General features: G+C 64.3%; 17 protein-coding genes. 13 read left to right on the forward strand and 4 right to left on the reverse strand.

Annotation, left to right across the window (positions count from 1 at the left end):
- The first annotated feature begins 201 nt into the window (after positions 1 to 201).
- From FV218_RS12405 to FV218_RS12425, 5 genes are read left to right on the forward strand one after another with little or no spacing between them, the layout of a single operon-like run.
- A complete protein-coding gene (locus FV218_RS12405; RefSeq protein ID WP_147709942.1) occupies positions 202 to 567 on the forward strand; it encodes a hypothetical protein in 366 nt (121 codons plus the stop codon).
- Positions 560 to 1,189, forward strand: coding sequence for a hypothetical protein (locus FV218_RS12410; RefSeq protein ID WP_147709943.1), 630 nt, complete (start codon positions 560 to 562; stop codon positions 1,187 to 1,189). The genes FV218_RS12405 and FV218_RS12410 overlap by 8 nt, the downstream gene beginning before the upstream one ends.
- Complete coding sequence (locus FV218_RS12415) at positions 1,186 to 1,791, forward strand: hypothetical protein (protein WP_147709944.1); 606 nt, start codon at positions 1,186 to 1,188, stop codon at positions 1,789 to 1,791. Before FV218_RS12410 ends, FV218_RS12415 begins: the two co-directional genes overlap by 4 nt.
- Positions 1,792 to 1,800: 9 nt before the next feature.
- Positions 1,801 to 2,313, forward strand: coding sequence for a hypothetical protein (locus FV218_RS12420; RefSeq protein WP_147709945.1), 513 nt, complete (start codon positions 1,801 to 1,803; stop codon positions 2,311 to 2,313).
- 6 nt (positions 2,314 to 2,319) lie between these two features.
- Positions 2,320 to 2,691 (forward strand): hypothetical protein, encoded by a 372-nt coding sequence (locus FV218_RS12425; protein ID WP_147709946.1) that lies wholly within the window; start codon positions 2,320 to 2,322, stop codon positions 2,689 to 2,691.
- On the opposite strand, the gene FV218_RS12430 is transcribed toward FV218_RS12425, so the two are convergent.
- Positions 2,688 to 2,990, reverse strand: coding sequence for a hypothetical protein (locus tag FV218_RS12430; RefSeq protein WP_147709947.1), 303 nt, complete (start codon positions 2,988 to 2,990; stop codon positions 2,688 to 2,690). The genes FV218_RS12425 and FV218_RS12430 overlap by 4 nt on opposite strands.
- 1,246 nt (positions 2,991 to 4,236) lie before the next feature.
- Between FV218_RS12430 and FV218_RS12440 the strand changes: the two genes are divergently transcribed.
- From FV218_RS12440 to FV218_RS12475, 8 genes are all read left to right on the forward strand, one after another.
- Positions 4,237 to 5,052, forward strand: coding sequence for a hypothetical protein (locus FV218_RS12440; protein WP_187273041.1), 816 nt, complete (start codon positions 4,237 to 4,239; stop codon positions 5,050 to 5,052).
- A 2-nt stretch (positions 5,053 to 5,054) separates the two neighbouring features.
- Complete coding sequence (locus FV218_RS12445) at positions 5,055 to 5,621, forward strand: hypothetical protein (protein ID WP_147709949.1); 567 nt, start codon at positions 5,055 to 5,057, stop codon at positions 5,619 to 5,621.
- A 3-nt stretch (positions 5,622 to 5,624) separates the two neighbouring features.
- Positions 5,625 to 5,987, forward strand: coding sequence for a hypothetical protein (locus FV218_RS12450; protein WP_147709950.1), 363 nt, complete (start codon positions 5,625 to 5,627; stop codon positions 5,985 to 5,987).
- Complete coding sequence (locus FV218_RS12455) at positions 5,987 to 6,289, forward strand: hypothetical protein (RefSeq protein ID WP_147709951.1); 303 nt, start codon at positions 5,987 to 5,989, stop codon at positions 6,287 to 6,289. The genes FV218_RS12450 and FV218_RS12455 overlap by 1 nt, the downstream gene beginning before the upstream one ends.
- A complete protein-coding gene (locus tag FV218_RS12460; RefSeq protein ID WP_147709952.1) occupies positions 6,286 to 6,879 on the forward strand; it encodes a hypothetical protein in 594 nt (197 codons plus the stop codon). Before FV218_RS12455 ends, FV218_RS12460 begins: the two co-directional genes overlap by 4 nt.
- Before the next feature lie 386 nt (positions 6,880 to 7,265).
- The gene (locus FV218_RS12465) at positions 7,266 to 7,733 is read left to right on the forward strand and encodes a MucR family transcriptional regulator (protein WP_147709953.1); all 468 of its coding nucleotides are present in this window, start codon (positions 7,266 to 7,268) and stop codon (positions 7,731 to 7,733) included.
- Positions 7,734 to 8,602: 869 nt separating this feature from the next.
- Positions 8,603 to 9,772, forward strand: a complete 1,170-nt coding sequence (locus FV218_RS12470; RefSeq protein WP_147709954.1) for a DUF4214 domain-containing protein — start codon at positions 8,603 to 8,605, stop codon at positions 9,770 to 9,772.
- A gap of 247 nt (positions 9,773 to 10,019) precedes the next feature.
- Positions 10,020 to 10,979, forward strand: a complete 960-nt coding sequence (locus FV218_RS12475) for an ATP-binding protein (protein ID WP_187273042.1) — start codon at positions 10,020 to 10,022, stop codon at positions 10,977 to 10,979.
- Positions 10,980 to 11,058: 79 nt separating this feature from the next.
- Here the strand turns inward: FV218_RS12475 and FV218_RS12480 are convergent, their stop codons facing one another.
- From FV218_RS12480 to FV218_RS12490, 3 genes are all read right to left on the reverse strand, one after another.
- A complete protein-coding gene (locus tag FV218_RS12480; protein WP_147709956.1) occupies positions 11,059 to 11,274 on the reverse strand; it encodes a hypothetical protein in 216 nt (71 codons plus the stop codon).
- A 504-nt stretch (positions 11,275 to 11,778) separates the two neighbouring features.
- Positions 11,779 to 12,087, reverse strand: coding sequence for an HD domain-containing protein (locus FV218_RS23210; RefSeq protein WP_246685093.1), 309 nt, complete (start codon positions 12,085 to 12,087; stop codon positions 11,779 to 11,781).
- Positions 12,087 to 12,353, reverse strand: coding sequence for a hypothetical protein (locus tag FV218_RS12490; protein WP_147709957.1), 267 nt, complete (start codon positions 12,351 to 12,353; stop codon positions 12,087 to 12,089). Before FV218_RS12490 ends, FV218_RS23210 begins: the two co-directional genes overlap by 1 nt.
- Positions 12,354 to 12,537 lie beyond the last annotated feature (184 nt).

Below are 12,537 nucleotides of genomic sequence, written 5' to 3' on the forward strand. Positions count from 1 at the left end.
AGCGCCAGACCCTGATGGATCGCCGCTTGCGCCACCACGCGCAGGCCGCCTAACCTCTCACCCCAGATGGACCAGAGCCTCCGCTCCTGAACACCGCTGAATGTCCCAAATCATCTGACGACGGACAACCTTGAAGCAGCCCGACGACAAGGCCGGCAAGGACGATCGCAAAGCCGGCGACACCAAGTAGGAGCGCCCTGGATGACCGCTACTCCCGCGCCTCTCCAGGTGCCGCAGCGCGACGTCGCGATCTGGCGGGGCGATGACGACCCGTCCCTGGTTTGGGAGTTCGGCGACGCCACGACGCCCGATATCCTTCAGGGCTCGACCTTCCTGCTGATCGTCCAGTCACCAGGCTATGAGGTGGTTCTGCGCTCGGAAGATCCGGCCACGACCCTCACCGTCGACGTCGCGGCGCGGACCGTCACCTGGGCCTACACGCAGGCGGAATCGGCCGCTCTCCCGCAGGGTACGGCCCGGTACGAGCTGAAGCGGGTCATCGCGAACAAGACCCGCACCTGGGTCTGGGGCGCGGTCCGGGTCATGTCGGGACTGCTTCATGCCTGATTTTCCCGCCGTTCGCGTGCCCATGCCTCGGCGTGTGGCGGCTGCCCTGGTGCCGGCGCCGCATGTGCCGCCCGTCGCCATCGTTCGTGTCGGCTCGATCGGGCCGGCCGGCGGACCGGGACCGGAAGGCCCTCCCGGCGCGCCCGGCAACTACGGCTCCGTCCGCTACGGCGAGATGATGGGTGCGGCCATCACCGACATGGAGGCGAACACCAACGCGCCCTTCATCGTCACGGCGCCGCGCGAGGTCGCCAACGGCCTGCAGGGCCCATTCCAGGGCTTCGACTTCCTCGACGACGCTGGGGTGCTGCGCGCGCGCAAGGCCGGTGATTCCTACCAGCTGTCGCTGCGGGTCACGGCGATTCCCCAGCTGTTCGGCGGGTGGATCAAGATCGGCATCTACATCGCCGGCAACATCTCCGGGCTCAACGGTGCCACTTCGGAGCGCACCGTGCCGCTCACTGAGGCCGCCGGGACCTCGCACCGGATCGACGAGCTGTTCCAGGTGTTTCCGCGCGCCGGCTTCATCGCCAACGGCGCGGTGATCATGCTCCGGGCCTCGGTGCCCGTCCGCCTTTCGCAGGAGACGCTGTTCGTGACTCCCCTGGTGGCCGCGCCGTGATCCTCGTCCAGTATCTGCCCGACCGGAACGTCCTGTGCGTCACGGGCGTGGCGACGCCGTTCCCGGCGGGCTCGCTCGAGGCCCGCCGCCAGGGCGACATGCTCGCCGTCGCCTCGCCGCACGAAAACTTCCTCGTCACGCAGTGGACGGTCTTCACCGGGTGGAGCCGGCCGAGCGGCGTCCCCTTCGCTTCGACCGATGAGGCCTTCGCCTACCTCGACGCGGTCTGCAGGGAGAAGCGGCCGGTCGGCCTGCCGCCGCTGACCTTCGTCGCCGGCGAGCCCCTGAGCGGGCATCGAGCCGTGCGCCTGGCTGGCGCGGGAACCGTGCGTGTCGCCTCATCCGGAGACATCGCCCAGGCCGGCCTCGTGCTCGGCGTGACGACGGGGGCAGCCGAAGAGGGCTCGCCCGTTGCGGTCATGGTCGTCGGCGAGGTCGACGAACCATCCTGGTCCTTCGCCCCGGGGCCCGTCTTCCTCGGCCTCAACGGCGCGCTCGTGCAGGCCCCGCCCGCCTCCGGCTTCGTCCAGCAGATGGGCACCGCCGTCTACTCGACCCGACTCATCGTCGAGCGGGCCGCCCCGATCATCCTCGCGCAGTAGGAGCGCCCGATGCCCGCCAAGAAGTACCTCGTCGCCCAGAACGGCCAGACGGCCGAGAAGGTCGCCACCGTCACCAGCGCCGGCGCGGCCAACGGGGGCGATATCCTCGCGCTCGACGACACCGGGCGCGTCGATGCCAGCGTGCTGCCCGTCGGTGTCGGGGCCGACGTCGCGAGCCTGCCCACGACCGAAGCCTTGGCGGCCGGCGACTTCGTGAACCTCTACTCCAACGCCGGCGCGTTCGCGGTCCGCAAGGCCGACGCCTCGGCGGCTGGCAAGGAGGCGCACGGCTACGTGCTGGCGGCCTTCACCGCCGGCGCTACGACCACCGTCTACTTCGACGGGCGCAACACCGCGGTCACCGGCCAGGCGCCGGGCGTCGTGTTCCTGTCCGCCGCCAACGCCGGCAAGGGCACCGCCACCTGTCCCACCGGCGCCGGCCAGATCCAGCAGCGCCTCGGCGTCGCGGTCGCGGCCACGGAGGTGAACTTCGAGGCGACCCCGCCGATCCTGCTGGCGTAGCCCGCCATGGCGCGCCGCCGCCCCCTCGTCGCCGGATCGGGCCAGCCGTCCGAGCTCCCCGCCGGCGATCGCCTCACCGGGTTCTGGGCCAAGGCCATCGCCGTCCCCGCCGGCGGCGCGGTCACCACCACCATCCCGGCCGGCATCTTCGCCGCCCTGCCGGTGGTCAGCCATTCGATCGAGGCCACGGGCACCCGGGACTACGTCCTGCGGGTCTCCGGGCGCATCCTCAACGCGGACAAGACCATCACGCTGACGGGGGTGGTTCGCCAGTCCCGCATGCTGCCGGGCACGCTGCTGGTGTCCGGTGGGAATGAGACCTTCGAGACGCTGACGACCGCCGTGACGCTGCACCTGGTGGCCGTCGAAAGCGACTAGTGGATGGGGGCCTCCAGGCCCTGCAATTCCTCGTCCCTTACGATTCGCCGAATGTGGGCCTCGCCCATCGGAGTTTTCGCGACGTAGGTGAACGTGGCTAGGCCGGTTGAACGGTCAAGCGGTCCCGCGATGATCTCGACGTTGCCCTCTAGCCCCGTCATCCGCTTCAGCGTCTCTTCGATCTCTTTGGCGACCTCGGCTCGCGTTGTGCCTTCGAAGATCGGCCGAATACCCTCAGCCATGGCCCTTTCGATGGCCGCCTGAAGCTCTTCGTCGGTCAGGTGGGACCACTCATTCATCGCCACGCTCCTGTCGCCCCCGCCTTACCACGGAGCACGCCATGACCGACACCGAGCGCGCCTACTTCACCCTCTGCTGGACGGTCTGGATGGCAGGGTTGGAGCTCTGGTGGGAGCGGTGGGGGTTGGCCCCGCGGCCGTAGCCTCTCATCCACCGCCCGGCCCGGCCCCGAGGCAGGCGGGTCACAGCATGCGTTTCAGCGATGCCGACGGGGTCTACGTCGCGGGAAGGCTCCCGTGAATTGCGCTGCCGGCTCCCCCCAGGGCCCGGCGAACAGCATCGACCTCTGCGCCGATACGCGAGCCTGCAGGGCCATGTACACGCGGCCAATGGTGGGTTCGCGCGAGCGCCTCAATCTTCTCGGGCGTGCACCCACAGGCCTTGGCGAGTTCATCAGCCGTGAGCCAGGGCTTCGTTTCTTTTGCTTCCGGCATCCTCAGCTCGCGCTCCCTCTGATTCAGCCGGCCCCGTAGCACATCGGTCTGCTCTCACCCACCGAACACAAGCGGTGTTGCGCATTCAAAACGGGCTGTGATGTGAGCCTATCCGTCATCGTCGCGAAAGTGGCTAGAGGCCTTATGCTTGTGGGCTCGAGTTCTTCCGGCCGGCTCTGCAAAGCAGCCGCTACAGACTGATCCTGTTGCCCGCCGAACCCTATCATCGAACCGGGCGTTTCGAGTTTCCTGATCTGTCAGCGCAGCCTTGGATTTGTCTTCCATGCGTTCCTGTTGGTCACGAAACGCTTTCGTCGTGCCGTGGATTGGCTCGCCTAACGGTCCTGGCTCCGCGACCGCAGCGCCTATGGCACAAGCCAGCAGACCAATCGCGAGTACGAGGCGCATGCGTCTCCCTCCAGTTGCCAAGCTTATCCGTCGGATACCTGCGACGCCCGGCGCGCTCGAGACATTCGTAACCGCTAATTTTGCAGCGGGCACCAAATATCGTCCTGCGGCGCGGCGGCACCGATACATCGACTCGTGGAGGCCGGCATGACCCCACGCTACGGACCCGTCAGTCCGCTCGCTGCGCCACCGGCGTCGGCGATCGCAGGAAGATCAGTACGCCACCGCCTAGGGACAGGCCAAGGGCGATGACGACGAGCAGGAAGAACCAACGGGGCATGGGGCCGGATAGCACGCCCGGCGTGGCCGAGCCCTGCGAAACTTTCGCACCCCTGAACGCCTGACCATCCCGCGCCGGCCGGGCAACGCCGCGCATCCTGCCCCCCCAATCTCGGAGAGATCCATGGCCGCTGCCCTCAATCGGCAGGCGTTCTTCACCGCTGTGCGCGGCAAGCCCTTCGGCGGGTCGCTGTCACAGGGCCAGGTCTCCGGTATGGAGAGCCTGCTGAACGCCTGCCCGCCGCTGCTTGGCACCGACGCGCTGGCCTACTGCCTCGCGACCGCTTTCCATGAGACGGCGCGGACCATGCTGCCCGTCAAGGAGTACGGCGGCGAGGCCTACTATCGCCGGATGTACGATCCGCAGGGCGAGCGGCCGGCCAAGGCAAAGGAACTCGGTAACACCGCGCCCGGCGACGGCGCGAAGTTCGCCGGCCGGGGCTACGTCCAGCTTACGGGCCGGACGAACTACCGGCGGGCCACCGGCGAGCTTCAGGCCCTCGGGATCCTGGACCGCAGCATGGACCTGACGGTGACGCCCGACATGGCGATGGTGCCGGACGTGGCTGCGGCCATCATGTTCCGGGGCATGGCCGAAGGCTGGTTTACCGGCCGGAAGCTGTCGCAGTATTTCGGGGCGGGCGCGGTGATTCCGGTGGGCGCCCGGGCGATCATCAACGGCACCGACAAGGCCGAGCTGATCGCGGGACACTTCCGCGATTTCCGGGCCGCATTGTTCGCTGCGGACCATGTGCCGGGTGGCGTTGCAGCGACCGTCCCCGTTCCGCCCGTCACCACCAAGCCTGTCGGCCCGCTCGTGGCGCCCGCGCCGCGCAACAGCGGCCTCGTGGCGAAGCCCGGACCGGCGCCGGCGCCCACCGTCCAGACCGGCAGCCTCGGCTCGTGGCTCGCCTCCCTTTTCACCAAGAAGGCGTCGTGACCATGGAAAACTGGATGCAGGCGGCCGGGCAGCTCGCCCAAGCGGGGCTCCCGTCGCTCGGCTCGCTTATCGGCAGCATCACGGGTGGGCCGCTCGGCGGAACCATTGGCGGCGCGGTCGGGCGCGGCGCGGCGGCGGCCATCGGAGCAGCGCTGGGGGTTGCTCCGACTCCGGAGGCCATCACGCAGGCCGTGGCGGCCGACCCGGCCGGCGCGCAGATCAAGCTGTCCGCCATCGAGGCCGACGCCAAGACCCAGGCCGACTATCTCGCCGACATCGCCAACGCCCGGGCGATGCAGCTCGGGCTCGTGCAGACCCAATCCTGGGTCCAGAACATGCCGGCGATCGTCACCCTGCTCATCTTCCTGGCGTGGATCACGCTCACCGTTGCGCTCTACTTCGTCCAGGCCGAGATCCCTGAACGGGTCTACCAGCTGCTCAGCCAGGCCTACGGCGCCTCGAACCTCGCGCTCGGCACAGCCATCGCGTTCTGGCTCGGATCGTCGCGGTCCTCGCAGATCAAGGACAACCAGATCACGGCGCTGCTGCCGGGCAGCGGGCGGCGCTGACGCATGACCCCGATGGATTTCGCCGGCCTGCTCAAGGAGTACGGAGGGTGGGGCTTGAGCGCCATCCTGATGGCCGCCCTGGTGAAGGTCTACAAGGATAAGGACGCCCTGGTCTCCAGCCACATCGAACGCTTCATCATCGCGATCGAGGCGTCGAAGAACTCGGCCGACGGCGTCAAGGGCGCGCTGCAGGAGTTGCGCTCCCTCATCGACACAAGCGGCAAGGCCGTCGGCGACCACAGCCACCAGATCGCGATCCTCGTCGAGAAGGTGATCCACGGGTTCGGGAATACGACGGCGGCGCTGGAGGGAATCGCCCGCCGCCTCGAGCGCAACCCGGCCCGTAGCGACCGGGAGCGGACCTGATGTGGGCCCGGGTCATGTCCTGGCTCGGCCTCGCCAAGGCTGCCGAGCAAACCACCCGCCTCGACGCCGCCATGGCGAGCAACCTGGCCGCGCAGGGCGGGCTACAGCGGGAGAGCGCGAACACTGCCGCGTCGGCGGTGATCGCCCGACGCAAGACCGTCATCGCTCGCCGGCGCACGCGCCGGACCGCCCGCCAGTTCGACGGCCAGAGGATGAACACCGGGGACGTCCGCGCCCTCGTCGACGGGATGCTGGCGACCTTCGACCCGACCCGCCACAGGACAGAGGATGAAGGCCGGTGAAGCACACCATCTACGACGACGACCGGCCCGAAAACATCCGCAGCACGATCGGCTGGACGGTCGCGATCCTGACTGTCGGCTACCTGATCATCAACGCCTTCGTGCCCAACAACGACATCAACATCGCCGTCGACGTGCTGGTCGGCGTGATGGCGACCATGGCCCTCGTCTACTACCTCGGCGCCGCGGTGCGCGCGGTCTGGACCGGGTCTCAGGCGAACACCGACTACCTCATCGTCGGCATCAGCCTGTCGTGGCTCTCGCAGGACGGGCAGGCATGGATGCGGGTCGTGGCGCGTCTCTCGCACTTCGATCCCGCTTTCCTGAACTCGGAGCTGTTCGCCCCGCTGAAGCTGCTCTCGGTGGTGGCGGCAGTCCTGCACGTCATCCCGCGCGGCGCGGCCAACGGCGTCGTGCCGGCGGGTGACCGGGTCGCCGTGGGCATCGCCATGCTGGTGGCCGCCGTGCTCTCGATCGGCATCCTCACCCTGCGGCCGGACCCACGCCCGATGATCCAGAACGCGCCGATCTGGATGAAGGACCTGTTCCAGACGGGCGAGAACCTCGTGCCGGGAGCTGCACCAACGTAGGGCTGGCATGTCACATGCACTACCAGACGAGCCCCATGGCGGGGCTCCTCATCCTAGAACCAACTCACCTGCCTGCCGAAACAATGCAACGCAGGTCGATCCGCTCACCGGCCCGTACAGCGGGCGGTGGATTCGCGGGATCGTCACATGGCGAAGAGCCCGTTCGCTGACACTGCGCTTCAATAGGAAATCATGGCGCCCAGAGCAGCTATTGATCGGCAATAGACGCTTGTCTGACCCGCACGAATTGCATGGGCTCCTCCAATGGCGGTCTATCGTTGGCGCAACACCAGTATGTGATCGATAATTTTGCGAATATGCGCTTGATTGCTGGAACTGGAAGTAGGATCAGCCATGGGCGGAAGCACCGCAGTTTGAGAGTGTCTATGTCTGAGAACGCCGAAATCCAAACAACTGAATTCGTCGATATGACGGGCGACATCGTCGCTGCGTATGTGTCGAACAACGCTGTTCGGCCTTCCGATCTGCCCGACTTGATCCGCACCGTCCACGCTGCGCTTAACGGTCTCGCTGGCGGGATTGCAACCGCCGCACCGGAAGCCGAGATCGAGAAGCCGACTGCTGCTCAGATCCGCAAATCCGTCATGCCAGACGGCATTGTCAGCTTTCTGGATGGCAAGTCCTACAAGACCATGAAGCGGCACCTGAGGGGGCACGGCTTAGAACCGCAGGGCTATCGGCAGCGCTTCGGTCTGCCAGCGGACTATCCGATGGTCTCTCCGAACTACGCGGCGCAGCGCTCGGCTCTGGCGAAGTCGATCGGCCTGGGCCGGGTCGCTGACCGCAAAGATAGCGAGCAGCCCAAGATGCAGAGCCGCAAGAAAGCGGGTTGATTGTCCATCTGCTTGTCACGTCCAAAGCCCCGCAGCCTTCGCCGGTGCGGGCTTCGTGTTCCTGCCGGAGTCCTTTGGCGCCGCCGCCGGCCAGGGCGTCGTAGGGCCGGCGCCGAGAGCACCGCATGTCGCCGCCGGCGCGAAGGCCTCGCTCGCTAGCTCGGCGCGGGCCGGAACCGTCGGGCCGCCCGGCCGTTCCCCAATCCCTAGCAAGACCCGAACTTCACCCGCCCGGAGCAATCCAGGGCGGGTTTTTCGTTCTGGGATAGACTGGCAATTGACGGTGTAAGCACCTGCGCCGCACGAGCAGCGCATGATGACCTCTTTCACCGAACGAATGCGACAGATCCGAGCCTCGCTTCGCCCCTACCAGCACGTGTCGACGGAATCGCTTCGCCGAAAGCTGGAGTCGGGCGCCCTCAAGTCGCAAGAATGCGAGCGGGTTCGACGCGAATTGGCGCTGCGAGATCAGAGCTTCATCTAAGCGCCTAGGCCGCCCAGCCCAAGGCTTGGCGGCTTTTCTTATTCGTCACGATGCTCGATAGCGAATCTGCGGCCGACAGGGATTGCTTCTGGCATACCAGATGCGATGATGCCTTCGCCCTTACCCAAGGGCATCCTCAACGTGACCACCTTCACCCGCCCGGCTCGCGCCGCGGCGGGTTTTTCATTGGGGTAGTCATTGATACGGCCAAGGTTCTAACTGGAAGCGAATCTTAATAAGATTTTCAAGAAAAATTTACCTCGAAACCTGTTCCATGAACCAAATTAGCGAACAAACTCGCATGTTAGTTGAGTTTTAAGGCGATCAAGCCAACATACAAAGAGCGAAAGAGTCATCGCTACAATTTAACGGATTGGAGGAAGCAATGGCCTCGCTACTCGGCGGTATTGGCTCTGCAGTTGGTGGTATTGTGGGCGGAGTCGGATCCACGGTCGGCAGTACCTTAAATGGGGTCACCGGCAGCAGCCCTGGTCAGGTCGGCACAGTTGTAGATTTGAACCTTGGCGGTTTGGTCGGACTGAACATCGGGGCCGGAGGTACTACATCGATCATCGCGATCGACGGTAGCATTGGGACAACCGGCTCCACTTCGGTCTCACCGATTATCAATCTGGGCGTTGATCTTGGTACAGGTTCGACCGGCGGGAACGGTGGCCTCCTCGGCGGACTTCTCGGCGGCGGGTCTTACGGTAACGGCGGCGGTCTCATCCCCACCACGGTGGATGCTCTTTTGGGCACCGTTGGCTCACTCACCGGAGCCCTCACGGGTGGCGGGACTGGCGGCGGGACTGGCGGCGGCGGCACGGGCGGCGGTACCGGCGGCGGCGGGACGATTCCGTTCAACCCCGGCACACCTGGACAGGTCATCAATGGCACGGAGGCGGCGGACACGCTGCACGGCACCGGGGGCAACGACACAATCAACGGCCTGGGCGGCCGCGACGTCATCTTCGGAAACAGCGGCAATGACCTTGTCGATGGTGGCGCTGGACTCGACACGTTCGTCGCAGGCGGCACGCTCAGCTCCTACAATGCGGCTGCGCAGAATGGTGTGCTGGCGCTTCAGAACAAGTCGACCGGTGAGATCGACTACCTCATGAACGTCGAGCGCCTCCACTTCACTGACAACAAGGTCCTTGCACTGGATTTCAACGGCAACGCAGGCGAGGCATTCCGTCTCTATCAGGCTGCGCTTGACCGGGCCCCAGAGAGTGCTGGTCTCAAGTTCCACGTCGATCTGCTGGACAGAGGCGTCAGCCTTCACGATGATGCGGTCGGCTTCATCAACTCGCCAGAATTTCAGCAGAAATATGGCGCCAACCTAACAAATCAGCAGTACATCACCAATCTTTATGAGAATACACTGCACCGCAATCCAGACGCCGCTGGCTTCGCATATTATGACAATCTTCTAAATTCAGGTGCGCGGGACCGCGCCACTGTACTAATTAACTTCTCAGAGAGCCCGGAAAATCACCAGCAAACCGATCATCAGCTGCAGAACGGCATTCTGCTCGATTACAGCGTCGCCTGATCGGAGGCGCCAAGCGCTGCGATCACACCTCCGACTACGACCGGTGGTGTGGCTTCGTTAGCCCGCTACGCACCTGACTTCCCCGAGACCTTACCTTGACCCGCCCGGAGCAATCCGAGGCGGGTTTTTCATTTCGGGGGCTAGGCTGGCGGAAGGCGACTAGCGCGGTCGCCTCGTGCGGGCCGGGCGCGGGTATCGCTGGGGACGGATCACTGCCTAAAATGCTCCTCCAGCTATGGAGGCACACTTGCGAGCGCTATTTGAGCAATTACTGGATGACGGAGAGGCAGGAATAGAGCGCCTCATCGTCGAACGCGCACAAGAGAATGTTCAGTTAGACTTCAAAACAAAGAAAAATGCTTTACGTGGCACATTCGAGGATGAAGACAGAAAAGTCTTTGGGAAGGCGCTATCAGCCCTCGCTAACTCTGCAGGTGGCCTGCTTGTTTATGGGATAACTGCGAAAAAGGGCGCTGACGACATCGATTGTGCGCAAGCTCCTGCAGTTCCTATAGCCGAAATCGAACGCTTCAAATCAGAAGCCATCCGAGCTGCTGGCGATTTGCTGATGCCTCGTTACGATGGCATCAGCATTGATCATATTCCGACAGTAGCCGATCCGACTTCTGGATACCTGCTGATCTATGTTGAGCGCTCCGACAGACGGCCCCATCGCTGCGAAGCTAAAGGAGAAAAGCAGTACTACAAACGCGCGGGGGATAGCTCCTTCGCAATGGAGCACTATGATATTGAAGATGCTTTCTCGCGTACCAAGAACCCTACGATATCAGTAGAATATATCTTGCATGGAGGCGGAGTATCTGGTCCAGTAATATACAAGGAAATACGGGTTGATTTAGTAAACAATTCAGATGTAATTGCCAAGTATCCATACATTAAGTTTTCAAATATGCATTGCGTTAATCGAGCAAGGTTTACGCCTACGCTAGAAGGATTTACCCTAACCTCGGAGGCGGACGGCATGACAGTAGCTGGAAGCGCGGATGTTGTTGTTCACCCACACTGCAGGCGCACAATCTTCTGGCTCGAAGTGGCCGTCTCAAGTCTGAATGGAGTGCAGGTGATCGGAGAGGAGTCTGCACAGACGGCAGTTGTCGGGCTTCTCTACCAAGCGGGCTGTGAGGGATCAAAGCCGGTTCGGGGTGAGAAGGTCTGGTACGGTAGGGAGTTGTTCCCACCTAATTGACCCGACGACCGATTCCCGGCCCAACACTACCGTCCGAGAGACACGCCCGCAGCCGAAAGGCCAGCGGGCGTTTTTGTTTCTACGCCCCCGCCGCCAGCATCAGCCGCCGCCGGACCTCCGCGACCTTCTCCTCGGGCGATCGCGCGGCGCTGTCCGTCCAGACGGTCAGGGTGATCAGGCGCAGCGTAAGATCGTCAACGCCAAGGCCGGCCACGCACCGCCGCAAACGCCCGACCGCGATGTCGACCTCGCCCATCACCGCCCGAACAGCCGATTGGCCTTCAGCAAACCACATGCAGCTTTCAAGAAAGAGCCTGCATCGCCATCGCTATACGATGAGGCAAAGGCCCGATCTGCGATAGGGGATAGCGCTCGATGATGGCAGCTACGATGCCAGAGAGGAACGGCGTAAGCTGCCGGGATCGGGGAACCCAGACCAGCTGCATGACCCTGCTCATAGGACCGTTCAGGGCTGCCTTGCCCGTTCGCTGACGGGGAGATCACCTACCCGCGAGTGAGCTAAAGACCGTAGCCGACCAAAGGTTGCGCACTGAGCCGTACGTTACCGCTCGAATACCCAGATCGGCACGGCGCCACCGCGAATCCAGCGTCACGGCCCCGTATATCCCAAGGCGATCGCAGCATCGCGAAGCCTGGGCATCGAAGCGGCATAACGGGCCGTAAGGCCGGCACCGGTCGGTAATTGCCGATCTGCCCGCGCGTTGTCCTCGTTGTCCGACAGCTTGATGAGGATCGCGCCGATGTTGCCGGATCGGATTAGGGTCCCGATGCGCTCAGCTTAGGACATTTCTTCATCCGTCTTGGACAGGAGCTGCACCATTTTGATGACCTGAGGGGCGTAACCCGCTTTCAGGAGATCGTCCGCGGTCGTTGGCGTGTCCTCCAGAACATCGTGCAGGTAGGCAGCCTGCAGGACGTGATCCGGGTTGATGCTCAGGCCGTCCTTCTCGAAGGCATGGGTGGCACGGCCGCTTGCGGCCCCCGCAACGCGGTTCACGTGCCGAATGTAGGGCTTTCCGGCTTTGTCGACCTGGCCGGCATGGGCTTGCGCTGCAAACTGATGCGCGTCGGAGTTGGATGGAGACATCACACCTTCTCCGGCCGGGCGAGCAAGATCGCCTTGCGCACGGCGGCGCGCTTCAGGTGGTCTGTCGCCTTCTCGTTAGAGGTTGTGACGGACGCCCACTCGTGCGCCCGCACGGCCTCAGCGAGGTCGATCCGATAGCCCTCGCTGAACAGGAACGCCGACGTACTCGGGTCGTCCATGAAAGCGTCCACCGCGGCGGCGATATCCGCGTCCGTCACGACCTGCGCCTTGAACAGTTCGCCTGTGGTTTGGGGTGCATTGGCCATGTCGGCCACATAGGGCCTACCGCCTGAACAGCCAAATTGGACCCGTTCGGCCGGCAGTCCTTTCCCAAGTCCTGACGAGATCCTACCTTCACCCGCCCGGTTCGCGCCGTGGCGGGTTTTCTGTGTGGGCCAGTAGGAAGTCCGGCGTGGGTTCGAGATCACATTCGAATCCAGCTCAGCACGG

The sequence above is a fragment of the Methylobacterium sp. WL69 genome (assembly GCF_008039485.1).
GTDB lineage: Bacteria > Pseudomonadota > Alphaproteobacteria > Rhizobiales > Beijerinckiaceae > Methylobacterium.

What these genes read in the sequence shown, in the direction of transcription:
- FV218_RS12405 (WP_147709942.1), top strand. Translation starts at nt 202, where the DNA reads ATGACCGCTACTCCCGCGCCTCTCCAGGTGCCGCAGCGCGACGTCGCG.
- FV218_RS12410 (WP_147709943.1), top strand. Translation starts at nt 560, where the DNA reads ATGCCTGATTTTCCCGCCGTTCGCGTGCCCATGCCTCGGCGTGTGGCG.
- FV218_RS12420 (WP_147709945.1), top strand. Translation starts at nt 1,801, where the DNA reads ATGCCCGCCAAGAAGTACCTCGTCGCCCAGAACGGCCAGACGGCCGAG.
- FV218_RS12425 (WP_147709946.1), top strand. Translation starts at nt 2,320, where the DNA reads ATGGCGCGCCGCCGCCCCCTCGTCGCCGGATCGGGCCAGCCGTCCGAG.
- FV218_RS12430 (WP_147709947.1), bottom strand. Translation starts at nt 2,990, where the DNA reads ATGAATGAGTGGTCCCACCTGACCGACGAAGAGCTTCAGGCGGCCATC.
- FV218_RS12440 (WP_187273041.1), top strand. Translation starts at nt 4,237, where the DNA reads ATGGCCGCTGCCCTCAATCGGCAGGCGTTCTTCACCGCTGTGCGCGGC.
- FV218_RS12445 (WP_147709949.1), top strand. Translation starts at nt 5,055, where the DNA reads ATGGAAAACTGGATGCAGGCGGCCGGGCAGCTCGCCCAAGCGGGGCTC.
- FV218_RS12450 (WP_147709950.1), top strand. Translation starts at nt 5,625, where the DNA reads ATGACCCCGATGGATTTCGCCGGCCTGCTCAAGGAGTACGGAGGGTGG.
- FV218_RS12455 (WP_147709951.1), top strand. Translation starts at nt 5,987, where the DNA reads ATGTGGGCCCGGGTCATGTCCTGGCTCGGCCTCGCCAAGGCTGCCGAG.
- FV218_RS12465 (WP_147709953.1), top strand. Translation starts at nt 7,266, where the DNA reads ATGTCTGAGAACGCCGAAATCCAAACAACTGAATTCGTCGATATGACG.
- FV218_RS12470 (WP_147709954.1), top strand. Translation starts at nt 8,603, where the DNA reads ATGGCCTCGCTACTCGGCGGTATTGGCTCTGCAGTTGGTGGTATTGTG.
- FV218_RS12480 (WP_147709956.1), bottom strand. Translation starts at nt 11,274, where the DNA reads ATGTGGTTTGCTGAAGGCCAATCGGCTGTTCGGGCGGTGATGGGCGAG.
- FV218_RS23210 (WP_246685093.1), bottom strand. Translation starts at nt 12,087, where the DNA reads ATGTCTCCATCCAACTCCGACGCGCATCAGTTTGCAGCGCAAGCCCAT.
- FV218_RS12490 (WP_147709957.1), bottom strand. Translation starts at nt 12,353, where the DNA reads ATGGCCAATGCACCCCAAACCACAGGCGAACTGTTCAAGGCGCAGGTC.